Source organism: Psychrobacillus sp. FJAT-21963, assembly GCF_001420585.1.
GTDB lineage: Bacteria > Bacillota > Bacilli > Bacillales_A > Planococcaceae > Psychrobacillus.
The window spans coordinates 30,704-53,159 of the sequence record NZ_LJIY01000016.1; the positions used below are offsets into that span (position 1 = coordinate 30,704).

The following is a 22,456-nucleotide window of genomic DNA, read 5'->3' on the forward strand; positions in this document are numbered from 1 at the left end:
TTGTGCTAATAAGAACCTGGAATCTAGAGTTTTTGTCTTGTTAAATTTTAAAACAAGTGAATACTGTTTGTAATTTCATATAATTATAGAGTATTCGAGCATGTCTTCCTTCTTGCGTATAAGGGTTAATAAGAGGATGGAGATTACGGAGAAATTCATGATCGCATTCACAAGGATTAATGCCTCTACTATAACATTTATCATGTGCCATGCAAGCTGCATCCACAGCATTTATAGGTGCACCAGGCCCACTACAACCAGGTCCACACCAGTTGTATCCTGGAAACAAACAAAATCGACGATTCCTATTCCTTCTCTGATACAAATTAGCAACCTCCCTTCTATTACTTTCAATTTAATATAAGCTATTCAATAGTTACCGATTTTGTATATACTGTTTCCTAAGAGACATACAAATTTAATAGCACCAAAAACGTGTTAGGGGGATATTGATGAGAATTGAAGAATTAAAAAATAATCGAGTCAATGACTTTATAAAGTATTGCAAGAAACACCGAGCGCAGTTGGATGATTCATTTTTATATGACGAAGATTTACAAAGCTTCGAGTCGACAGTAGAAAACCCAACTTATATTGTTCTGAATGAACAAGATGGTATTGTAGGTGCTGTTTCGTTAATAATGGATGAATATCATAGAAGTGGGAATAAGGCACGGTTTCGAATATTTCACACTGAAATCGAAAGCTTCGAGGTTTATACTTTGCTTATGAAAGCAATCATGTTGCATACGAAAGAGATAGAGAAGGTTTTCTTGTTTGTACCATTTGAAAATAGGAAGCTATCGGAAGTTATGGAAGGATTAAAGTTCAATATCGAAAGATACACTTTTGTTCTTGTGAGAGAGGATAGGGAAGTACCGAAATTCCATTTACCAAATGGATATGAGATAAAAAAGCTTCAACCTGGAAATGAAGAGACTTGGTGTGCAGTTAGAAACCCGAGCTTTGCGAAACTTAAAGGAAGTGAGACTCCTATCACACCTGGGATGGTAAAGAAAATGATGTCAGATGATGACCATATTGAGGGAGGAGCCATGATTTTATATCATGGGGACAAGGCTGTGGGGGTTATTCGAGGAACAGTAGATGAATACGAAAATGCACCAATTATGAATATAGGACCAATTGCTATTATACCCGAATATCAAGGGCAAGGATTAGGTAGAGTTCTGCTAAGGGCTTCCTTACACTTTGCGAAAGAAAAAAATTATAAAAGAACCATCCTTTGTGTAAACGCAGATAATAACCATGCAAAAGCCTTATACGTGCAAGAAGGATTTGAGCAAGTAGAGGCAGTAACTTGTTATAAATACGATATTCATTCTACGAATGTTGAAATTTAATATGGTATAAATGGAGATTATCGTGGATAGGATCAAAATGTTTTGTTAGAAATAACACGCGCTTATATGTATGAATACCTGTTATGATTAATCAAAAAATCAATTAGAGGTGTATGTCATGGCAATTGAATTAGTAAGAGATTATTTTTCTAAACTAGGAATAGCTGATAAGATACAGGAGTATGAAGCGTCGAGTGCAACTGTAGAACTTGCTGCCCAAGCTCTAGATGTAGAGCCTGCGCGTATTGCGAAAACACTTTCCTTCAAGAAGGAGGATAATAGTATCCTTGTAGTAGCAGCAGGAGATACAAAAATCGATAATGCAAAGTTTAAAAGTACATTTGGTGTTAAGGCTAAAATGTTGTCCCCGGATGAAGTATTGGAGAATGTGGGACATGCTGTTGGTGGAGTTTGTCCTTTTGGTATTCCAGATCATGTGCTTGTATATGTAGATGAATCATTGAAACGATTTGAAACTGTTTACCCTGCTTGTGGTAGTAGCAATAGTGCAATAGAACTTACTTGTGAAGAATTATATACATATGCAAAAGCGCAAGAATGGGTCGATGTTTGCAAAGGATGGGAGTAAATAATAATATGGATAGTTCATTTAAAACAGCTGTAGGTAGATTTAATTATCGCGTGGCAGGATTAATCGTTCATGATGAAAAATTACTAATCATGAACGATGAAAATCAACCCTATTATTATGTACCTGGCGGAAGGGTAAAATTGCATGAAAAAAGTGAAGATGCAATAAGAAGAGAAATAAAAGAAGAGCTTTCACTAGAAGTGAATATTAAGCGTATGTTATGGGTAAATGAAAACTTTTTCGAGGAAGCGACATTGAAAGAGAAGTTTCATGAAATTTGTTTTTTCTATTTGTTAGAATTACAAGACGAAGATTTCTATGTTAGAGGGAACGAATTTACTGTGAATGAAGAGGGAAAAATACATACGTATTACTGGAAGCCTTTTGAAGAATTAATAGGTTTAAATCTTTATCCATTATTTTTAAAAGAGAGAATAACAGATTTACCTCTAGAAATTGAGCATTTAGTAGAAATCAAATTGTAAATAAAGTAGACCGAGGTAACCATTCAAGTGGTTACCTTTTTTATATAAACTCTAAATAAATTAAATATGAGGGGTTTACTGTTGTAACTGTTGGATTATCAGGTGGCTTTGAAATTTCTTTGTGTGTTAATTTATTTTGACTTCCTTTGCTAGTTCTTGTAATCGATCTCTATCTCGAATAATATAGCCACGTGATTTTTTTTCAATAATATTTGATTTACAAAATTGAGCTAGAACATGTAGTAAATGACGGTAAGAAACACCCAAGTATTCGCATACCTCTGTGTGTTTCTCTTTATAAAAATCATTATCTGCAGATAAAAGGATAAATTCTGCAAGACGATTTTCTAGTGGGAATGCTTGACTTTGTGTATATTTTGTTGAAATTGTAGTCATCTTTTGACTGATAAAGATGCACAAATATCGAAGGAAAGTGGCATCTTTTAAAAGGTTGTCTTTACATAAATGAATAGGGATAGCAAAACAGGTTGTTTGAGTAGCGGTTTGTATTCCTTTTGAATACCTCTCAGAATTTAATAATTCCACTTCTCCTATAAAAATAGGAGCCTCTAAAAAATTGATAAGGGAAACTTTTCCGTTTGAATGTGTCACATAGAGCTTTGACTTTCCTTCTACGAGATAGTATATGTACTCCGGATTGGAATCTTCCTTTAAAATAAATTCACCACGTTCAAATTGACAAACTTGAATATAAGAGATAATTGGAAAAGAAAATAAGGACTGTATTGGATATTTTTCAATGTAATAGCTACGCATAGGCTCATCTAAAAATTTCATTTTTTCCTCCTAGAGTGAAAAAGTATGAGATATCTCACATTATTGTATGTGTTTAAGTGGTATGATGCAATTATTACGGAGGGAATAAAATGAATAAACAACGATGGCTTTCACAGAACTTTTTTGTGTTTTTTATCACTTGGGGTGTGTTTCTACCTTATTGGACAGGTTGGCTAGTTGAAGATAAAGAATTAAGTGTAACAAATGCGAGTTTAATTATGGGCTTTGGATTAGTTGCGCGTGGAGTTTCTACAATGTTTGTTTTTCCAATAGCTTCAAAATATATGAGCAGCCAAGCTGTTGTGTTTATGCTAACGATAATCTCATTAATAGTAACTGTACTTTATATTCCTGTTACCTCGTTTGGAATGCTTTTTGTGGTAACAATTTTATTTAATGCGGTTTACCCGACCTTACTTCCTGCTATTGAAAGCACCGCAAGCTCATTAGTCCAGCAAAGTGGAGTAAACTATGGCAAGAGTCGTTCCTATGGATCACTTGGCTTTATAATTTCAGTTCTTATCATTAGTATGCTCACAGGCTATTTCGGTGAGGGGGCTATTTTATGGAGTATGATGGTGGGGCTATGTTTACTGCTATTGATACGTTTTCTCCCATCCCCACCAGAACTTTTAGTAAAGCCAACAAAAACAGATCGGAAGGAGAATCTTTCACTAAGCGGTCTGTGGAAAGTTAAAAGTTTTCCTATTGTGCTTCTGATTGTAATTCTATTACAGGGTGCACATGCATCCTATTATAATTATGGCTATATATATTTACAGGAGTTAGGTGTAAATAGCTTCTACATTGGAATGATTATTAATATAGCAGTTATTTTTGAGATAATTTATTTTTCTAAGGCGGAATTATTTAAAAATTGGAAGCCTTCATCCTTGTTGTTATTAGCTGCAATTGGATCTACTTTACGTTGGGTGCTTGTATTTTTGTTTCCAAATGTTTGGGTTTTTATTTTTTCTCAGAGCTTACACGCATTGTCTTTTGGCGTAGCCCACTTTGCATTTATCAGTTATCTAACAAAAAACTTACCAAAGCAACAGCTTCCAAATGCGCAAGGTGTGTACTCAGCTTTTGCATTAAGCTGGGGCACTGCCGTATTAACTTTAATAGGAGGATATTTATATGAAATATCTTCTGGATTGGCTTTCCTTGGAATGATTATTTGTACGATTCCAGCAATCGCAATCATTATCCTAACAAAAAAACGATATGCATACTAAAATAACCCCCAAGTTTTGGGGGTTATTTTCAATAGGTTGTTACTTTAAAGAAAAATTGAATAGAGTAAATCCAACGTTGCCACCATGTGAAGTTGTTTTCATATTTATCTTGATCGACAGTGTACATGGCGTCTTTATTATTCCAGAGTCTTTCATAGTAATCTTCCATTTCGATTACTAAATCACTATCATTTGGTGCGATAACACGTAGATTATTTTCAAGATTATAGTTATCTAATGTCCGTTCTGTATAGTTTGCGGAACCATTCGAAATGATAGTATGCTCGTCTGATTGAATCCAAATAGCTTTTGTATGGTATTGTCCAATAACTGTATTATACCAACGAATGTCAATTTTTCCTTCTGTATCCTCGATCATTTCTTGTGCAACCGGACGATTTGGAAGTCCGGATTTTTCTTGCCCAAAGGAATTTTTATTTGGGTCTAGAATGAGCTTTACTTCTACGCCTCGATTTGCAGCTTCTATTAAGGCGTTTACAATGTCTCGCTTAGCAATAAAAAACATTCCAAGCCAAATTTTATCTCCTTCCTTTGTTGCGGACAAATCTTTCAGTAGTGCATCCAATATCTTTTTCTCTGTTAAATATTGTACTTCATATTGTCCATCTGAATTTTCCACATCTATTCTTGGAAGCTTAGGGCCTCCTGAAAATAAAGAAACAGCTTCCTCTGCCTCTAATATGTCATTTAAAATAGGACCGGTTACTTTTAAAGCAATATTCCCATGGAATCCACTTGCATCATGTGGATTGGAGGACGTGATCATGGCTTCTTTATCTGTTACAACTGTTTTGCGATGGTTAGCTTTTACATTAAGTAATTTCATATAAGAAGCAATTGTCATTTTGGGTGCTTCACTGGCCATTCCATTTGGAATCCAACCTTCTCCACCAATATCAAACCATTGAAAAAATAATCGATATATACCGGAGTATACTGGAGTAGAATCTCTTAAAGAATCTAAATCAGTGTATACGATTTCGACTCCTGCATCTCTCATTTTTTTAAACCATTTGTTTTCATAGGATCCATAGCCTTGGTTTAGAGGATCTGTGATAAAAACTATAGGCATGTCAGGGTTCTCTTTCTTTTTCTTAGCTAGAGAAATAGAAAGTGTATCTGCAATGCGAGGGAAGTTTATATCGTCGTCATAGTATCCATCAAATAGAAAAAAGTCTACCACTACAAATTTTTCCGCTTCCTCGATCATCGTATAAACTTCCTCGAATATATGATTCTCATGTACCATCTCGGTTCCTTTTTGGTCCTGAGCATACGTCAAATCGGTGATAAATTCTACAGTATCCGTTTTATGCATCTTTCCGGCGAATGAAACTCCTTCCGGAAGAGGTTTATATGTATGCCATAAAATCAAGGCTATATAAATAAGTGCAATAACACCAATTGAGCCCATTATAATTCTCTTTCTCTTACTCCATGGCTTGCTCGGCTTTCTAGCCATCTGTAGTTCCCCCTAGTTTATATTATCTGCAATAGAGATATTCCCGCTAAAGTGTAAACGCAAACCGAATTAACTGTTAGAAATAGTTTAATTATATTGAAAGCAATCGTGGAATTCTTTACAATTAAATTATATAGAATTATTTGAATAGTTAGATAAAGTAGTGTATAGATAAGGAGAGATGGGGATGTCGATATTAAAAGGTTTAAAGATTTTAGATTTCTCTACATTACTACCGGGTCCTTTTGCAACAATGATGCTGGCAGACATGGGTGCAGATATTATAAAAATAGAATCACCAGATCGAGAGGACTTTCTAAAACATATTAATCCTAAGGATGGAGATGTATCAGCCACTTTCGCTCATCTGAATCGTTCCAAGCGCTCATTGGCTCTGAATCTAAAATTAGAGGAATCAAAGGAAATAATATATAAACTAATTCAAGATTACGATATTGTTATTGAACAGTTTAGGCCAGGAGTTATGGATAAACTTGGAATTGGTTATGACAGATTAAAAGAGATTAATTCGAAAATTATTTTTTGCTCCATTACAGGTTATGGACAAACAGGCCCTTTACAGCATAAAGCTGGCCATGATATTAACTATTTATCAATAGCTGGCATCCCAAGTTATTCTTTTAGGAAAAAACAGGTTCCTGTTCCGTCTGGCATACAAGTTGCTGATATAGCTGGAGGATCAATGCCTGCTGTTATTGGTATATTAGCAGCGGTATACAATCGAGATAAAACTGGAGTGGGACAGCATATCGATATTAGTCTGACAGATGTTTCTTTTTCTTTAAATGCTATGTATGGACCAGGATATTTGGTGGGGAATGAAGAGCCAACAGAAGAGTCTTTACTATTAAATGGCGGTACTTTTTATGATTATTATGAGACTAGTGATCATCGATACATTTCAGTTGGGAGCTTAGAACCGAAATTTCAGGAATTGCTTTGTGAACTAATCGGTGATAAAAGTTTATTAACATTAAGTGGTAGTAAGAGGCAAAAGGACCAGCAGACTTTCAAAGAGTTATTAGTACAAACATTTAAACAAAAGACCTTTGATGAATGGCTAAATATTCTTGGAGATAAATTCGATGGCTGTGTTGAACCTGTATTGAGTTTTTCAGAAGCAGTGAACCATCCGCAGATTAAAGCAAGAGAAATGGTTATCTCCGTTCCAAAGCAAAAAGGAGGCTCGCAAAATCAAATTGCTTTCCCTATAAAATTCTCTAATAACTTACCTGAATACCGTTTTTCTGGAGTACAAACGGGAGAACATTCTATGGAGATTATGGAGGAAATTGGTTTCCAATCAGAGACTATTCAATTGTTCACTCAAAAAGGAGTTTTTGGGACAAATAAGAATAAGGTTATTCCAATATAAATAAAATAGATAAATAGAAAAGGAGCTGATCATATGTTTTCACCATTAACACCGTTAGACTGGAAACGCAGAGCAGTAAAGTACTATCCGGAAAAGATAGCAGTAATAGATGGGGAGAAAAAGTTTACATATAAAGAGTTTGGGCAACGTGTAGACAAGCTTTCCAACGCTTTGCGTCAAGCAGGAATAAGCGAAGGAGACCATGTAGCAGTTATGCTTCCAAATACACACTACATGTTGGAATGCTTTTATGGTGTTTGTCAGCTTGGAGCCGTAATGGTACCCCTAAATTATCGATTAAATGCAGAGGATTTGGAATATATCATACAACACAGTGATTCCAAGATGCTTATCGTAGATGAAGAGTTTACTGGGCCAATTGAGAAAATTGAAAGTAACTTGTCTTTAGATCAAGTTGTCATTGTATCTGTAGAAGGGCAATCCCATTCGTTAAATGGAATTGATTTTGAGGACTTTATTCAACAGGATCTAGAAGAGATTTCATTACCACCAATTGATGAAAATCAATTGCTAACCGTAAATTATACAAGTGGTACAACCTCAAAACCGAAAGGTGTTATGCTAACTCATCGAGGTAATTATTTGAATGCAGCTAATTTTATGTACCACTTAAGCGTTCATCATGATGATGTATATTTGCACACATTGCCAATGTTCCATGCGAATGGATGGGGAGGAGTTTGGGCAATAACAGCTACAGGAGCTACTCATATCTGTTTAAGAAAAGTAGATCCTCCTCTCATATTAGATTTATTTGAAGAGCATAAAATCACTTTATTGTGTGGGGCACCTACAGTAGTGAACATGCTAGTTAACGAACCAAAGGCAAAAGAGGTCAAGATTACAACTAACCCTCGTATGGCTACGGCTGGTGCTCCACCTGCAGCAGCTCTTATTGCAAAAGCACAAGCCATTTTAGGTCTGAACATGATGCATGTATACGGGTTAACCGAGACATCTCCTTTCATCTTATATTGTGAGTGGAAAAAAGAATTTGATGATAAGTCTGCAGAAGAGCAATCGACGATTAAAGCAAGACAAGGTATTGAGCTTGCGTTTAATGGGGAAACAAAAGTAGTAAGTCAAGAAGATGGAAAAGAAGTGGCATGGGATGGAAAGGAATTAGGGGAAATCATCACTCGCGGTAATGTTGTAATGGAAGGGTATTATAAAGATCCTGAAAAAACGGCCGAAGCTATAAAAGATGGATGGTTCTATACAGGTGATTTAGCCGTAACCTATCCAGATGGATATATTGAGATTCAAGACCGTATTAAAGATATGATTATTTCAGGTGGGGAAAATATTTCTTCAACAGAAATTGAAGGGGTTCTTTATAAACATCCAGATATTTTAGAAGTAGCCGTGATTGCCGTGCCTGATGAAAAATGGGGAGAAGTACCAAAGGCCATAATTGTTCTCCATCCTGATCGCCATGTGACAGAACAAGAGATTATTGATTACTGTCGCTCAACTATGGCACATTTTAAAGCACCGAAGGCGGTTGACTTTGTAGAGGCTTTACCAAAAACGGCCACAGGTAAACTTCAAAAATTCCGACTAAGAGAAATGTATTGGAATGGACTGAAAAAAGTTAATTAAAAGTAAGTAATAAGAAATATAGACAAAGCAAGTATTATCGGGGGAAATCATAAGTATGAATTTAGTAGATATAACAAAGGAAAATTGGTTGAAAACAGTTTTTTTAACTACAAATGAAAATGGCCATGCAACCATTACAGAGAAGTTTGTTGCTTCTAATGCTCTTTCAATTGTTCAATCCGTATTTGAGACAGGATGGACTATTAAAGGAATTCAAGTGGATGACAAATTAATAGGGTTTACAATGTATGGATTTTCAGAAGATCTTTCAAAATATGAAATATGCAGATTAATGATTGATAGGAGATATCAAGAAAAAGGATATGGCAAGCGAGCAATTGGATTGATAATAGATGAAATGAAAAGGATAGAAGACTGTGATGCAATTTATTTATCAACTGAGCCTGATAATGAATTAGCACGAAAGCTATATGAGCGTTTTGGATTTAAGGAAACGGGCGAAATAATTGAAGGTGAAGTAGAATACTGTTTGCAATTAGTTTAGGATATAAAACGCTTGGATTTGTTCCAAGATTTTCAGACTATAGACAAACTCAAAGAAATTTGAAATTGTCTATAGTCTTTTTTTAATTACAATACATAGTATGAAATCGTCGATTTCCATTTCAGGCGCTACGCTTTCCACGGGCACGGCCTCAGCCTTCTTCCTTGCTCCTGCGCAAGCTCGTCGCAAAAATTAATTTCGCTACGCTCAGTCCGGGTGCTTCGGCTCGTGCTGTTCCCGTAGGAGTCTTCGCGCCTTCCACTCCAATCGACTAGTGTTGGTTTATATAAAAAGTGTTGATTTTCTAAATTTCTAAGATGTTAAGGTGTTGAATGATGACTGAAAACCAAATCAATGAACGTGAACAACTTGAAATGCTAACAGCAGCTTGTACCGAAGGCACATTTGGTCCGTAAATTAGATGCCGCGATTGATTTCCATTTCATTTATCCATTAGTAGAACATCTTTACTCTGCTACTGGGCGACCAAGGATTGATCCTGTTGTGTTATTTAAAATGACGTTTATTCAATATACATTTGGCATCCTTTCGATGCGCCAAACAATAAAAGAGATTGAAACGAATATGGCGTATCGCTATTTTTTAGGATTTGGTTTTCATACAGAAATACCACACTTCTCAACCTTCGGTAAGAACTACGCATGTCGTTTTCAAGAGACCGACATCTTTGAACAAATCTTTTACCGGATCTTAATAGAGATTATGGACCGTGGTCTATTATCAGAAGACCGTGTATTCATTGATTCAACTCATGTGAAGGCGAGAGCCAATAAACGCAAGTATGGCAAGAAAATCGTAAGGAAAGAAACACGTGCCTACTCAGTGTACAGAAAGTAAAAATCATAGGGAAATTTGAAATCAAAAACCTTCAAAATTGACAAAGTACCCCGAGAGACGAACTCTCGGGGTACTTTGTCTACAGTATAAAACGCTTGGATTTGTTCCAAGCGTTTTTTTTGTTCATTTCGAGGAGACTACTAAAAATTTTATCGGTTCATCTGTTAGGTTATACCAATAATGCATTTTATTCGCATCGAACATAATTGACTGGTGCTCTTGTATCTCTTCTTTATGGTCATCTACTACCACAGTTAATGTTCCTTTAATAACAAAAATAAACTCATGTCCACCATGTGAAAATGCATTTCCTTCATTTTCTCCAGGCTGTAGTATAACTAAAATGGGAGAGTAGGCAGCTTCTCGTATACCACAGGATAAATCCTTGTAATAGAATTGTTCCCGTATTTCCTTTAAATCCTTTTCTTTATCGTTCTCAGGAAAAAATACAGTTGGGTTTACCTTTAAAGCATCTGCTATTTTTTTTAAAGATTCTAAAGTGACACTCGATTTACCACGTTCTACTTGTGAAAGGAAACTTATGGATACCCCCGTTTGTTCTGCTAACTCTTTTAAAGTCAGTTTACGTTCTTTTCTAAGATTTTTTAAAACCATACCTATATTAGAAGACATACATAATTCTCCTTTTAAATTATCACGTTATTTCTATCATCATACATTACTTTTGAAAGAACTCTCAATGTTAATAGATTAAAAACCTATTGACAGAAAATTTTCAACAATCTACAATAAAAAAAGGGAGAATTAAAGTGGCACTTCAATTTTTATGAAGGGGGAAGTAATATGGATTCAAAACAAATGCGGAAGGTATGGATTGCAAGTTTAGTAGGTAGCTCAATAGAATGGTTTGATTATTTCTTATATGGGACAGTAGCAGCTTTAGTGTTCAATCAATTATTTTTTGTTACAGAAGACCCAACAGTTGGTTTACTATTAGCGTATGCATCATTTGCTTTGGCTTTTTTTATCCGACCATTTGGTGGGGTAATCTTTGCGCATATTGGTGATAGAATTGGACGTAAAAAGACATTAGTTATCACGTTAAGTTTAATGGGAGTAGCTACCTTTGGAATGGGATTACTACCAACATATCAAGCAATTGGAGTATGGGCTCCGATTCTTCTAATCACTCTTCGTTTAGTTCAAGGGTTAGGTATTGGGGGAGAATGGGGTGGAGCTCTTCTATTAGCAGTCGAGTATGCCCCGAAAGAAAAACGAGGATTATATGGTGCTATCCCTCAAATGGGTGTGACAATCGGGATGGTTCTAGGAACAATCGCTTTATCTCTTATGACATTATTACCTGAAGGATCGTTTATGACATGGGGTTGGCGTATTCCATTTATATTCAGTGCATTATTGGTTATCTTTGGTTTATGGATTCGTAAAGGTATTGAGGAAACTCCTTCTTTTAAAAAGGTGCAGGAATCAGGAGATATTCCAAAGCTTCCAATCGTTGATACCTTTAAGTATCATTGGCGTGAAGTATTAATTGCAATTGGAGCGAAAGTAGTAGAAACAGCTCCATTCTATATTTTTGGTACTTTTGTTGTTTCATATGCAACAACAAATTTAGGTTTCTCAAGAACTACTACTTTAAATGCTGTGATGATTGGTACGATCGTAACAACTATTCTTATTCCGATTATGGGTAGCTTATCAGATAGAATTGGACGTAAAAAAGTGTATATAACTGGAACGGTTGGTATGGCGTTATTTGCCTTCCCTTACTTCTGGATGTTACAGCAACAATCAGTGGTATTATTAGTAATTGCTACAGTTATTGCATTAGGAATTATTTGGGCACCTATTACTGCGGTTCTAGGGACTATGTTCTCAGAAATTTTTGATGCGAAAGTTCGTTACACTGGTATCACTCTTGGTTATCAAATAGGTGCAGCAGTAGCTGGAGGAACTGCTCCACTAGTTGCTACAAGCTTAATGCTTGAATTTAACAACTCCTATATTCCAGTAGCATGCTATATAATCTTTACAGCACTTGTATCTTTAGTTGCAATTTGGGCTGTTAAGGATCGAAGTCAACAACATTTAGATGATGTAAATAATGATGCTGGTTTAAAAAAGCCTACAAATAGAAGAAAAGCAAAAGAATTGAGTCAAGTATAAAGTTATTAGAATAACTCGTCTTTGCCATTACTAGGGAAGACGAGTTTTTTATATAAATGGGGGTTGCAAAAATGTTAGTAGTAAATGAAGAACAGATTATGCGTACATATGGAATGACAGAGGCAATAAAAGATGTGAAAGACGTTTTAATAGCGAAAGAAGCAGAGAAAATTGCAAATCCGCATCGAACAGTAATAGAATTTCCTCAACACGAAGCTTCTGCGTTATATATGCCAAGTGCTGATCTAGTAGGAGAAGTGTCTGCAGTTAAAGTCGTGACAATTTTTCCAAACAATCCTCAAAAAAGTAAACCGACTACTCAAGGGGTAGTATTACTATCAGACGCACAAAATGGAGAGCATATAGCAATGCTGAATGCATCCTATTTAACAAGACTTCGTACTGGTGCTTTAAGTGGAATAGCAACAGATTATTTAGCGAGAAAAGATGCGAAAGTGGTTACTGTGATTGGAACAGGAGCAATGGCCTTTGAGCAAGTATTAGCTGTTCTTGCTGTTCGTAAAATTGATCGTATTTTACTAGTGAATCGCACTACTTCAAAAGCTGAAATGTTTGGTGAAAAATTAAAGTCATTTGGTGTAGAGGTACCTTATGAAGTATTTGAAGATGTGTCAGTTGCCGTTCGACAAGCAGATATAATATGCTGTGCAACTCGCTCTAATGAACCTGTTTTTAAAGGAGAAGATTTAAAAAAAGGAACTCATATAAATGGGGTGGGCTCTTATTTGCCACATATGTTGGAAGTAGACATCACCACAATTACTAGAGCGTCAAAAATTGTAGTAGATGACCTAGCCGGTGTTAAAGATGAAGCAGGAGAATTAATGCATGCAGAAAAAATTGGGAAATGGTCATTCGACGATGTGCATGGCGAACTAGGAAAGCTTGTAAACGGTCAAACAATTGGTCGTGAAAACGAGGAGGAAATTACATTTTTTAAATCGGTAGGAGCAGCTTACTTTGATTTAGCAGTAGCAAAAGGTGTATATAATAAAGCGAAAAAACAACAAATAGGAACAGAAATAGATGTGTAAAAATGAATACGTAATAACATCTGAGGCATCCAATAATGGAAGCCTCTTTTTGTATCTTATTAATTCCTACTAAACCACTATATTTAATTGACTAAAAAAGTCATTTCCATTATTATATCTATTAACATACTAGTGAAACAGAAATAAATTAACTTATGAAAGGAAGTTAAATATGAAACAACAAACAGTATCAATCCTTTCAAATGAATTATGTCTCTCCGGAGTACTCCATCTTCCTCTAAACTCTGTTGAACAGAAAGTTCCTCTCATTGTTATTTTACATGGATTTTTAGGTAGTAAAGTAGGAGAGCATCGAATGTTTGTGAAGGCAGCTCGTTTTTTTACTAAAAGAGGGTTTAGTGTATTCCGTTTCGATTTTAGTGGATGTGGTGAGAGCGACGGTGATTATTCTAATGTAGCGGTTACAAAACAATTAAAGGAAGTACAGACTGTACTAAATTATTTATCATCGATTAAAGAAGTGGATGCCGAGAATATTATTCTGATTGGACATAGTCTAGGCGGTGCTGTAGCTTCCATTACGGCTGCTCAGGATAGACGCATTCGAAAACTTATTTTGTGGTCACCAGTAGGTAAACCTTACGAAGATATTACAAAAATTATGGGTGCTGAGACAGTTGAATTAGCGAGAGTGAATGGAAAAGTAGATTATAATGGATTCTACGTCAGTCATTTATTTTTAGAGGATTTGAAAAATCATCACCCATTAGAAGCTATTTGCTCCTATAAAGACGAAGCTTTCATCATTCATGCAAAAGAGGATGAAGACGTTCCTACAGAACATACATATAGCTATTTTGATGCGCTACGTCAAAGAGGATGTAAAAAAGAAGTGGATAAGCATTTTGTGGAGCAAGCTGATCATACCTTTTCCAGTTATGCATTGGAAGAAGAGTTATTTAATAAATCCTTTGAGTGGCTAGATAAGTTTTCGAATAATAGTGAGAAAATAGCATTATAAAAAACCCACTTATTTTTTAAGTGTGTTCAGATGGAAGAAAAAAAGCAGTTGGCTAATTAGTCCGTGTTATGTTGATTTTTAGTCATTATTCACTATTACCTCAAGATTATTTTTCCTGCGCATATAGAAAATAATAAGGTAGCATTTTATTGGTTTGGAGAAGCGTTCGATCGACTCCTGCGGGAAAGCGAGACGACGAGATCCCACACGAAGCGAGAGCTGAGGAGGAGGCTCGGCGCTCGCCCGCGGAAAGCGGGCGATAAGCTTCGGAAAACCTGTTCAAATCTATATAAAAAAATTCGAGATAGTTTACGACCTGAACACACTTATTTGCTAAGTGTGTTTTTATTTGTTTGATACTTGTAATTAGTATTATAAAAATTTAAATGGCAATACTTTAATTGACAAGCATTTTATAACATGTTAAAATTACTTTGAATTAGAGATATTTAAATTAAAGATAAATTCGGAGGGGAAATATATGAATCATTTAAAAGGCATGCATCACGTAACAGCAATTACAAGTAGTGCGGAAAAAAATTATGAATTTTTCACTTATGTATTAGGGATGCGTTTAGTAAAGAAAACGGTAAATCAAGATGATATCCAAACATATCACTTATTTTTTGCGGATGATGTTGGTGGCGCAGGTACAGATATGACCTTCTTTGACTTCCCAAATATTCCAAAAGGTACTCATGGTACAAATGAAATTTTTAAAACAGCTTTCCGAGTGCCAAGTGATGCTGCATTAGACTATTGGGTTAAGCGTTTTGATCGTTTGGAAGTAAAGCATACGGGAATTGAAGATCAATTTGGAACAAAAGTGCTTTCTTTCGTAGATTTTGATGACCAACAATATCAATTAATCTCAGATGAAAATAATGAAGGAGTTGCAACAGGTACTCCATGGCAGAAAGGGCCAATTCCTTTAGAGTATGCTATTACTGGTCTAGGGCCAATTCATATTAGGATTGCTGAGTTCGATTATTTAAAAGAAGTAATGGAAAAGGTTTTGTTATTTAAAGAGATTGCACAAGAGGGCTCATTCCACTTGTTCGAAGTCGGAGAAGGTGGTAATGGTGCACAAGTAATTGTTGAGAAAAACATTATTCTTCCGCCGGGTCGTCAAGGTTTTGGGACAGTTCACCATGCAGCATTCCGTGTGGAAGACCGTGCAGTATTGGAAGAGTGGATTCAACGTATGACAAACTTCGGTTTTCAAACGTCTGGTTTTGTAGACCGCTTTTTCTTCCAATCTTTATACGCAAGAGTAGCGCCAGGCCTATTGTTCGAGTTCGCTACAGATGGTCCAGGATTCATGGGAGACGAGCCTTACGAAACGCTTGGAGAAAAGTTATCATTGCCTCCATTTTTAGAACCAAAACGGGAAGAGATTGAAAGTATGGTACGCCATTTCGATACTGTAAGAAGTACAAAGGAATTTGAAAAAGAATATTAATATTATCGCGCCTACTTCTATTTACGAAGTAGGCTTTTTTATCATTTAATAAGTAATTAATACTAAATTCATAACATACTAAAGATTTAGAAAAAATGACGATATAATAAATAAGTAGTTAAAAATACATAGAGAAAATCCTTATTTTCAATTAGAGGGGTTAATAAGGAGACTACGATTTTTTGTTAGCTGTCTATTACTTAGGGGGGAAAAGAATGAATATTCGTTCTAAGCTTTTTATTATTGCTATTAGTTTATTACTTATTCCGAGTTTAATAATTGGACTAAGTAGTTATTATTCAGCTAAAAACAACTTAGATGAACTGGGAGAAAAAACGCTTAAAAATAGTGTGGAGATGGCTCTTTTAGTTATCGAGTCATTGAATACTTCGGTTGAAAATGGAGATTTGACATTAGAAGAGGCGCAGGAACAAGCAAAACAATATTTACTCGGAGATTTACAAAGTGATGGTACTCGAAAAATAACATCTAAAGTAGATTTAGGTATGAATGGATATTTTGTCGTTTATGGAACAGATGGATTAGAAATCGCCCATCCTTCATTAGAGGGAGAAAATGTTTGGGATAAACAAGATGTAGACGGAAATTATTTTGTTCAGGAAATGATCGAAGTTGCACAATCTGGTGGTGGTTTCACTCACTATAAATGGGATTTACCAAATCAACCAGGAACGATAGCTCCTAAAATTACGTATAATGCGCTGGATCCTAATTGGGGATGGGTAATCAGTGCAGGGACCTATATGAAAGCGTTTAATGAAGGTACGAATAATATTATTTTCACTATCCTAATAACACTGGCAATTAGTGCATTGATTGGTATTGTTGTAATCTATTTATTTTCTAGACATCTTGGTATACCAATACAAAGAATCGCTCAAAGTGTTACACAAATTGCCGAGCAAGACTTATCTACTGAAAGTATAAAGATAAAAAATAGAGATGAACTTGGTCATTTAGCTATTGGAATAAATACAATGGCAACCAATTTGAAAGAAGTGATTGCGTCTGTTTCCAATTCTGCACAGCAAGTAGCTGCAACATCCGAACAGCTTACTGCTAGCAGTGAACAGACAAGTAGAGCTTCGGAGGAAATCACAGAATCTATTCAACAAATTTCTTCTGGCCAGGAAAGTCAATTAGTTGGAATAGAGGAAGCTAAAAACTCTGCTTCGTATATCTCTACAAGTATTACAGAAATAGCGAAAAATATTAAGGAATTAAACGAACTATCCATCGCAACGTCTAAAGATTCATTAGCAGGTAATGAGGTTATAAGGCAAACAGTAGAACAAATGATGCAAATTAATAATCAAAGTTCGGTAACGACCGAATCTATGGTGCTTTTAGAAAATAAATCACAAGAAATCGGCGAGATTATTAATGTAATAACTGGTATCGCAGAGCAAACAAATTTACTAGCTTTAAATGCAGCTATAGAAGCGGCTAGAGCAGGAGAACATGGTAAGGGGTTTGCAGTTGTAGCGGATGAAGTAAGAAAACTAGCGGAAGAATCCGGGAACGCAGCTAAAAATATATCTTCTTTAATCGGTGAAATTCAGTTAAATACGAAGCATACTGTCCAAACTGCTAACGAAGGAAAAGTAGTGATAGAAAGTGGGATGAGCTATGTTTCGAACGCTGGAAAAACGTTTGAAAAAATAGCAGAGGATGTAAATCTCATTAATAATAAGCTTTCTATTATTTCCGAGGAAATTCAAGAAATAAATAGTAATACGGAAGTTCTTGTAAACGAAGTGAATAAAACGAAAGAAGTAACAGAACAGTCTACTAGTTATACACAAAATGTAGCTGCTGCAGCGGAAGAACAATACGCTTCTATGGTTGAAATGACTGCCGCTTCTAGGTCTCTGGCAGAAATGTCTGAGCAGCTTCAAGATATTGTTTCTGAATTCAAACTGGCAAAATAAAATATGAAAGGTAGTAGCTTGCGAGCTGCTACCTTTTTCAGTTCAATTATTTTGTATTTTTGAAAATGTACGCTATCTTTTAATTAGCATTTTTTAATGCTAGAAAGAAGTGAGATAAATTGAGCGAAAAAAAATCATTAGATCAGATTAAATTCTCTGTATTGGATTTAGCGCCAATTACACAAGGTGGCAATCCAGGCGAAGCATTTCAACATACAAAAAACTTAGCACAACATGCAGAAAAATGGGGGTATAATCGATTTTGGTTAGCGGAGCATCATAGTATGCCTGGCATCGCAAGTTCAGCTACTTCGGTTGTCATTGGATATGTAGCGGGGGCGACAGAAAGAATCCGAGTAGGTTCTGGTGGAATCATGCTTCCTAACCATGCCCCCCTTGTTATAGCAGAACAGTTTGGCACACTCGAGGCAATGTATCCAGGGAGAATTGATTTAGGATTAGGTCGAGCTCCTGGTACAGATCAAGTGACAATGATGGCATTACGCAGAGATCCTAGAAATAATGGGCAAGATTTTCCTCAGCAATTAGAAGAACTGCAAGGGTATTTGGATGTTGATTCGAGATTCAATAAAGTGAGAGCGATACCAGGGGAAGGGCAAGACATTCCGATTTGGTTGCTTGGTTCTAGCGGTTTTAGTGCTACTTTAGCTGCCCAATTAGGTTTGCCATTTTCATTTGCAAGTCATTTTTCACCTCAAAATACGTTGCCTGCTTTAGAGAGGTATCGCAACTATTTTGAGCCATCCTCTGTATTAGATAAACCATATGCGATGGTAGGGCTAAATGTTATAGCAGCTAATACTACAGAAGAGGCAAAAATTCTTTCTACATCTCATCAATTACAGTTTTTAAGTCTTATTCGAAATACGCCAAGTCAATTACAACCTCCAGTAGAAACGATGGAAGGGATTTGGACAACTTTTGAGAAAGAAAGTATTTTGAGTCAGTTGAAATCTACAATTATCGGAAATCCAGACGAAGTAAAAGAAAAACTTCAAGCATTTCTAGATGAAACGGATGCCGACGAAATGATTATCAATACAACGATATATGATCCAAAAGCTCGCCTGCGTTCATATGAGATAGTTGCCGAGGTAACGGGTATGAAATCTTTATAATGTATACCAGATTCTAATGTAGAATCTGGTTTTTTATTTTTAAGAGAGGCTTTAATCCAACTTTTTAGGGTATATATAGTAACAGTTAAATATAGTGTATGAAGGAGGAAAGATGGTTGATTCGATTTGAGAAGGTGTCCAAAGTATTTGAAGACGGTACGGAGGCTTTACATAATGTTTCCTTAACAATAGAAGAAGGGAAATTAACTGTAATTATAGGACCGAGTGGCTGTGGGAAAACAACTTTAATGAAAATGATTAATCGTTTAGTAGTGCCGTCTTCAGGAGAAATGTTTATAGATGGTAAAGCAGTTTCTTCGCTTGATGAGGTAAAGCTCAGAAGAACTATTGGTTATGTAATTCAACGTATAGGTTTGTTTCCACATATGACGATTGAAAAAAATGCATCACTTGTTCCAAATTTAATAGGGTGGACAAAAGAGAAAACTACCGAACGAATTCATGCACTTATGAAAATGGTAGGGCTTGATCCGGAACAGTTTTTAGGTAAGTATCCTTTAGAGCTAAGTGGAGGACAACAGCAGCGTATTGGAGTCGTAAGGGCTTTAGCTGGAAACCCGGAAATTGTTTTAATGGATGAACCTTTTAGTGCTCTAGATCCAATTAGTCGAGAGCAATTACAAATAGAAACAAAGTATCTGCAAGAGAAGATTCAGAAGACAATTGTTTTTGTCACGCATGATATGGATGAGGCTTTAAAGATTGCAGATACGATCATTGTAATGAGGAAAGGACAGATAGAGCAAATAGCCTCCCCAACCGAGTTAATAGAAAAACCGATTAATAATTTTGTAAAAGATTTCATAGGAATTGAGCGAATAAATAGAAGAAAGTCCCTTTCATTGCGAGAAATACAAGAGTTTACGACGTTCTTTGAAGAAGATAAGGAAACACCTTATTTAGAGGTAGATGCCACTTTATTGTTAGAGGAAGCAATTGCTTTACTAGATAATGATGCAGTGAAGAGCTTGTTAGTTAAAAAGGGAAATGAACCGCTAGGATATGTAAATCAATCCGTCCTTCTTCGTGCAATTATTGCAAAGGAAGAGGTGGTTTAGATGCGAAGCTTTATAGAAACTATTCAAAGTAGATCAGACTTAATCCAAGAAGCTTTTATTCAGCATATTTACTTATCTTTTATTGCACTTGCTATTGGCATTGCGATTGCCCTGCCATTAGGCATTTTCGTTGCAAGGTATCGCAAGTTTGCCGAACCGATAATTGGAATTACTGCTGTGTTTCAAACGATTCCTAGTTTAGCTTTATTTGGATTTCTAGTTCCTCTTATTGGGATTGGGGCTAAAACAGCATTAATTGCTTTAATAATTTACGCACTTTTACCGATTTTACGTAATACATATACAGGCGTTACAAGTATTGATGGCTCGATATTAGAAGCAGGTAAAGGGATGGGAATGACTAAAAACCAGCTTCTATGGCAAATTGAATTTCCTTTGGCCTTACCGTTTATTATGGCGGGTATTCGAACAGCAACTGTTTTAACTGTCGGAATAGCGACTTTAGCAACATTTGTAGGAGCAGGTGGCTTGGGAGATGTCATATATCGGGGATTGCAGTCATATAATAATTCTCTTGTGCTAGCTGGTGCCTTACCTGTTGCTTTATTGGCTATTTTGTTTGACTTTGCTTTGAAATGGATTGAGAGAAAAGCTACACCAAAAGGTATGAAAACAGGAGGATGAACGGGAATGAAAAGATCATTATTAACGATTGGGATTGCAGCATCTTTATTATTAGGGGCTTGCTCCAGCTCCAACTCAGAGGAAACACTCGTAATAAGTGGAAAGCCTTGGACAGAACAATTTATTCTGCCTCAAATATTAGGACAGTATATTGAATCGAAGACGGACTATAATGTTGAGTATAAAGAAGGTCTTGGTGAGGTAGCAATTATGACTCCTGCCTTAGAAAAGGGCGATATTGATTTGTATGTGGAGTATACAGGTACAGGATTGAAGGATGTGCTAAAGGAAGAGTCGGAAGTCGGTGAAAGCTCTGAAAGTGTTTTAGAGCGAGTGAAAAAAGGATATGAAGAAAAGTTTCAAGCAACTTGGTTAAGTCCACTTGGTTTTGAGAATACGTACACACTCGCGTATGCCAAGGATAAAGAGTATGATGCAAAAACGTATTCGGATCTTGTGGAAGTTTCAAGAACTGGAAATATGGTATTTGGTGCACCTCATGCATTTTATGAGCGTGAGGGAGACGGCTATGATGACTTTATTAATTCGTACCCATTTACTTTCACAAGAACCGAAAGTTTAGACCCAAACGTCATGTATGAGGCAGTGAAAAATGGAGACGTGGATATTATTCCTGCATTTACAACAGATGGTCGAATTGAACGCTTTGAGTTACAAACAACAAAAGATGACCTAGGCTTTTTCCCTAAGTACGATGCAGCGCCGGTTGTTCGTTTGGAAGCATTGGAGAAGTTTCCAGAGCTTGAAAAAGTGCTAAATGATTTGGCAGGGAAAATATCTGAAGAAGATATGCTAAAAATGAATGCACGGGTGGATATCGATGGAGATAAGGCGGAAGATGTCGCACATGATTTCTTAGTGGAGAAGGGGTTAATTGATAAGTAGTAATTATCTCAATTTATTTACTAAAAATTGGTTAAGAGCAACAAAATAGAGTATGAGAGCAACTATTCATTATATAAAAGCAACCAATTGTGATATTAGAGCAACCAATCATATCAGTGAACAAACCCCAAAAGGAAAGAGGGTGACTTCAAAAAGTCGTTTTTAACGACCTATTTTGAGTCACCCTCTAAATATTTCCTACAAAAGTGATTTAAAGTTCAAGCGTTTATTTAAAGCAGCTATTACTGGAATACCAACTGCTAATACGACAAATTCACCGGCTGCAACAGTAAGCCATGTATAAAAGAAAGGTAATCCCAATGCTAGGTTTAATTCAATTGCAATGATAAACATTGTGACAGTAAAGAGTAATGTATTGAATATCATGCGAGGAATATGACCCTTAATATACTTGGATGCAAAAATAGTGATGGACAAAGTGATAATCGAATGTGCTACCCCAAAAGTTAAATCATATAAACCGAGTGGGGAAAACAGATTTGTTACAAATACACCGAGTACAATACCAAAAATATATTTTTTATTGAACACGACAAGGTGGTTAAACATCTCAGCTATACGAAATTGTATTGCTCCAAATGCAAATGGTGCCACCAGTAAAGATACCGCTACATATAAAGCAGCAATAATACCGCTTGTAGCAAGTGTTTTAGTTTTCATTATTCATTTCTCCTTAGTTTTTTTAAGTGGGAGGTTCACGAACCACGTTTGATAAATCACAATTG

The 22,456-nt window shown here is 36.0% G+C and carries 21 protein-coding genes, 1 pseudogene and 1 riboswitch; of the genes and pseudogenes, 17 read left to right on the forward strand and 5 right to left on the reverse strand.

The genetic code is table 11. From position 1 onward, the window contains the following. Positions 1-40: 40 nt before the first annotated feature. The gene (locus AN959_RS19215) at positions 41-325 is read right to left on the reverse strand and encodes a phospholipase (RefSeq protein ID WP_056833139.1); all 285 of its coding nucleotides are present in this window, start codon (positions 323-325) and stop codon (positions 41-43) included. 127 nt (positions 326-452) lie between these two features. On the opposite strand from AN959_RS19215, the gene AN959_RS19220 reads away from it, so the two are divergent. The 3 genes from AN959_RS19220 to AN959_RS19230 all read left to right on the forward strand — a co-directional run bounded on the left by AN959_RS19220 (position 453) and on the right by AN959_RS19230 (position 2,441). After that, positions 453-1,364: a GNAT family N-acetyltransferase gene (locus AN959_RS19220; RefSeq protein ID WP_056833141.1), complete on the forward strand. Its 912-nt coding sequence runs from the start codon at positions 453-455 to the stop codon at positions 1,362-1,364. Positions 1,365-1,482: 118 nt separating this feature from the next. Next, complete coding sequence (locus tag AN959_RS19225; protein ID WP_056833143.1) at positions 1,483-1,953, forward strand: YbaK/EbsC family protein; 471 nt, start codon at positions 1,483-1,485, stop codon at positions 1,951-1,953. An 8-nt stretch (positions 1,954-1,961) separates the two neighbouring features. Beyond that, entirely contained in the window at positions 1,962-2,441 is a 480-nt protein-coding gene (locus AN959_RS19230) for an NUDIX hydrolase (RefSeq protein ID WP_056833144.1), read from the forward strand. A 126-nt stretch (positions 2,442-2,567) separates the two neighbouring features. Here the strand turns inward: AN959_RS19230 and yeiL are convergent, their stop codons facing one another. Beyond that, positions 2,568-3,239, reverse strand: coding sequence for a transcriptional regulator YeiL (gene yeiL / locus AN959_RS19235; protein ID WP_056833146.1), 672 nt, complete (start codon positions 3,237-3,239; stop codon positions 2,568-2,570). Between the two features lie 89 nt (positions 3,240-3,328). Here yeiL and AN959_RS19240 point away from each other — a divergent pair, with 89 nt between their 5' ends. Continuing rightward, positions 3,329-4,477 carry an MFS transporter gene (locus AN959_RS19240; RefSeq protein WP_056833148.1) on the forward strand — a complete coding sequence of 383 codons (1,149 nt, stop codon included), beginning with the start codon at positions 3,329-3,331 and terminating at the stop codon, positions 4,475-4,477. A gap of 28 nt (positions 4,478-4,505) precedes the next feature. Here the strand turns inward: AN959_RS19240 and AN959_RS19245 are convergent, their stop codons facing one another. Further along, positions 4,506-5,960 (reverse strand): phospholipase D family protein, encoded by a 1,455-nt coding sequence (locus AN959_RS19245; protein WP_056833150.1) that lies wholly within the window; start codon positions 5,958-5,960, stop codon positions 4,506-4,508. A gap of 187 nt (positions 5,961-6,147) precedes the next feature. On the opposite strand from AN959_RS19245, the gene AN959_RS19250 reads away from it, so the two are divergent. From AN959_RS19250 to AN959_RS19265, 4 genes and pseudogenes are all read left to right on the forward strand, one after another. Then, complete coding sequence (locus AN959_RS19250; protein WP_056833152.1) at positions 6,148-7,356, forward strand: CaiB/BaiF CoA-transferase family protein; 1,209 nt, start codon at positions 6,148-6,150, stop codon at positions 7,354-7,356. Between the two features lie 33 nt (positions 7,357-7,389). Continuing rightward, the gene (locus AN959_RS19255) at positions 7,390-8,979 is read left to right on the forward strand and encodes a long-chain-fatty-acid--CoA ligase (protein ID WP_056833155.1); all 1,590 of its coding nucleotides are present in this window, start codon (positions 7,390-7,392) and stop codon (positions 8,977-8,979) included. Positions 8,980-9,034: 55 nt separating this feature from the next. Continuing rightward, a complete protein-coding gene (locus AN959_RS19260; protein WP_253278948.1) occupies positions 9,035-9,484 on the forward strand; it encodes an N-acetyltransferase in 450 nt (149 codons plus the stop codon). A gap of 332 nt (positions 9,485-9,816) precedes the next feature. Further along, positions 9,817-10,324: pseudogene (locus tag AN959_RS19265) on the forward strand (transposase); the annotation flags it as partial. 141 nt (positions 10,325-10,465) lie between these two features. On the opposite strand, the gene AN959_RS19270 reads toward AN959_RS19265, so the two are convergent. Further along, positions 10,466-10,975, reverse strand: coding sequence for a helix-turn-helix domain-containing protein (locus tag AN959_RS19270; RefSeq protein WP_056833158.1), 510 nt, complete (start codon positions 10,973-10,975; stop codon positions 10,466-10,468). A 171-nt stretch (positions 10,976-11,146) separates the two neighbouring features. Between AN959_RS19270 and AN959_RS19275 the strand changes: the two genes are divergently transcribed. The 9 genes from AN959_RS19275 (at position 11,147) to AN959_RS19315 (ending at position 21,710) form a co-directional block, all read left to right on the forward strand. After that, positions 11,147-12,490 carry an MFS transporter gene (locus AN959_RS19275; RefSeq protein WP_056833161.1) on the forward strand — a complete coding sequence of 448 codons (1,344 nt, stop codon included), beginning with the start codon at positions 11,147-11,149 and terminating at the stop codon, positions 12,488-12,490. A gap of 71 nt (positions 12,491-12,561) precedes the next feature. After that, entirely contained in the window at positions 12,562-13,545 is a 984-nt protein-coding gene (locus tag AN959_RS19280) for an ornithine cyclodeaminase family protein (protein WP_056833163.1), read from the forward strand. A gap of 172 nt (positions 13,546-13,717) precedes the next feature. Further along, a complete protein-coding gene (locus AN959_RS19285; protein WP_056833165.1) occupies positions 13,718-14,527 on the forward strand; it encodes an alpha/beta hydrolase in 810 nt (269 codons plus the stop codon). A gap of 481 nt (positions 14,528-15,008) precedes the next feature. Further along, positions 15,009-15,989 (forward strand): ring-cleaving dioxygenase, encoded by a 981-nt coding sequence (locus AN959_RS19290; RefSeq protein ID WP_056833167.1) that lies wholly within the window; start codon positions 15,009-15,011, stop codon positions 15,987-15,989. 215 nt (positions 15,990-16,204) lie between these two features. Further along, complete coding sequence (locus AN959_RS19295; RefSeq protein ID WP_056833169.1) at positions 16,205-17,941, forward strand: methyl-accepting chemotaxis protein; 1,737 nt, start codon at positions 16,205-16,207, stop codon at positions 17,939-17,941. Positions 17,942-18,060: 119 nt separating this feature from the next. Then, the gene (locus tag AN959_RS19300) at positions 18,061-19,080 is read left to right on the forward strand and encodes an LLM class flavin-dependent oxidoreductase (RefSeq protein WP_056833171.1); all 1,020 of its coding nucleotides are present in this window, start codon (positions 18,061-18,063) and stop codon (positions 19,078-19,080) included. 116 nt (positions 19,081-19,196) lie between these two features. Then, the gene (locus AN959_RS19305; protein ID WP_056833173.1) at positions 19,197-20,159 is read left to right on the forward strand and encodes an ABC transporter ATP-binding protein; all 963 of its coding nucleotides are present in this window, start codon (positions 19,197-19,199) and stop codon (positions 20,157-20,159) included. Beyond that, on the forward strand, positions 20,160-20,804 hold the full coding sequence (locus AN959_RS19310; protein WP_056833175.1) for an ABC transporter permease: 645 nt from the start codon (positions 20,160-20,162) through the stop codon (positions 20,802-20,804). 6 nt (positions 20,805-20,810) lie between these two features. Next, on the forward strand, positions 20,811-21,710 hold the full coding sequence (locus AN959_RS19315) for a glycine betaine ABC transporter substrate-binding protein (RefSeq protein WP_056833176.1): 900 nt from the start codon (positions 20,811-20,813) through the stop codon (positions 21,708-21,710). Positions 21,711-21,908: 198 nt separating this feature from the next. Here the strand turns inward: AN959_RS19315 and AN959_RS19320 are convergent, their stop codons facing one another. Next, the gene (locus AN959_RS19320; protein WP_056833178.1) at positions 21,909-22,391 is read right to left on the reverse strand and encodes a QueT transporter family protein; all 483 of its coding nucleotides are present in this window, start codon (positions 22,389-22,391) and stop codon (positions 21,909-21,911) included. A 7-nt stretch (positions 22,392-22,398) separates the two neighbouring features. Next, a riboswitch (PreQ1 riboswitch) is annotated at positions 22,399-22,443 on the reverse strand. Positions 22,444-22,456: the final 13 nt, after the last annotated feature.

Bases quoted from the DNA above. Each gene is read 5' to 3' on its own strand.
- yeiL (WP_056833146.1), bottom strand. From the start codon at position 3,239: ATGAAATTTTTAGATGAGCCTATGCGTAGCTATTACATTGAAAAATAT.
- AN959_RS19255 (WP_056833155.1), top strand. From the start codon at position 7,390: ATGTTTTCACCATTAACACCGTTAGACTGGAAACGCAGAGCAGTAAAG.
- AN959_RS19320 (WP_056833178.1), bottom strand. From the start codon at position 22,391: ATGAAAACTAAAACACTTGCTACAAGCGGTATTATTGCTGCTTTATAT.
- AN959_RS19310 (WP_056833175.1), top strand. From the start codon at position 20,160: ATGCGAAGCTTTATAGAAACTATTCAAAGTAGATCAGACTTAATCCAA.
- AN959_RS19240 (WP_056833148.1), top strand. From the start codon at position 3,329: ATGAATAAACAACGATGGCTTTCACAGAACTTTTTTGTGTTTTTTATC.
- AN959_RS19225 (WP_056833143.1), top strand. From the start codon at position 1,483: ATGGCAATTGAATTAGTAAGAGATTATTTTTCTAAACTAGGAATAGCT.
- AN959_RS19250 (WP_056833152.1), top strand. From the start codon at position 6,148: ATGTCGATATTAAAAGGTTTAAAGATTTTAGATTTCTCTACATTACTA.
- AN959_RS19275 (WP_056833161.1), top strand. From the start codon at position 11,147: ATGGATTCAAAACAAATGCGGAAGGTATGGATTGCAAGTTTAGTAGGT.
- AN959_RS19245 (WP_056833150.1), bottom strand. From the start codon at position 5,960: ATGGCTAGAAAGCCGAGCAAGCCATGGAGTAAGAGAAAGAGAATTATA.
- AN959_RS19285 (WP_056833165.1), top strand. From the start codon at position 13,718: ATGAAACAACAAACAGTATCAATCCTTTCAAATGAATTATGTCTCTCC.
- AN959_RS19220 (WP_056833141.1), top strand. From the start codon at position 453: ATGAGAATTGAAGAATTAAAAAATAATCGAGTCAATGACTTTATAAAG.
- AN959_RS19280 (WP_056833163.1), top strand. From the start codon at position 12,562: ATGTTAGTAGTAAATGAAGAACAGATTATGCGTACATATGGAATGACA.
- AN959_RS19260 (WP_253278948.1), top strand. From the start codon at position 9,035: ATGAATTTAGTAGATATAACAAAGGAAAATTGGTTGAAAACAGTTTTT.
- AN959_RS19295 (WP_056833169.1), top strand. From the start codon at position 16,205: ATGAATATTCGTTCTAAGCTTTTTATTATTGCTATTAGTTTATTACTT.
- AN959_RS19315 (WP_056833176.1), top strand. From the start codon at position 20,811: ATGAAAAGATCATTATTAACGATTGGGATTGCAGCATCTTTATTATTA.
- AN959_RS19290 (WP_056833167.1), top strand. From the start codon at position 15,009: ATGAATCATTTAAAAGGCATGCATCACGTAACAGCAATTACAAGTAGT.
- AN959_RS19270 (WP_056833158.1), bottom strand. From the start codon at position 10,975: ATGTCTTCTAATATAGGTATGGTTTTAAAAAATCTTAGAAAAGAACGT.
- AN959_RS19230 (WP_056833144.1), top strand. From the start codon at position 1,962: ATGGATAGTTCATTTAAAACAGCTGTAGGTAGATTTAATTATCGCGTG.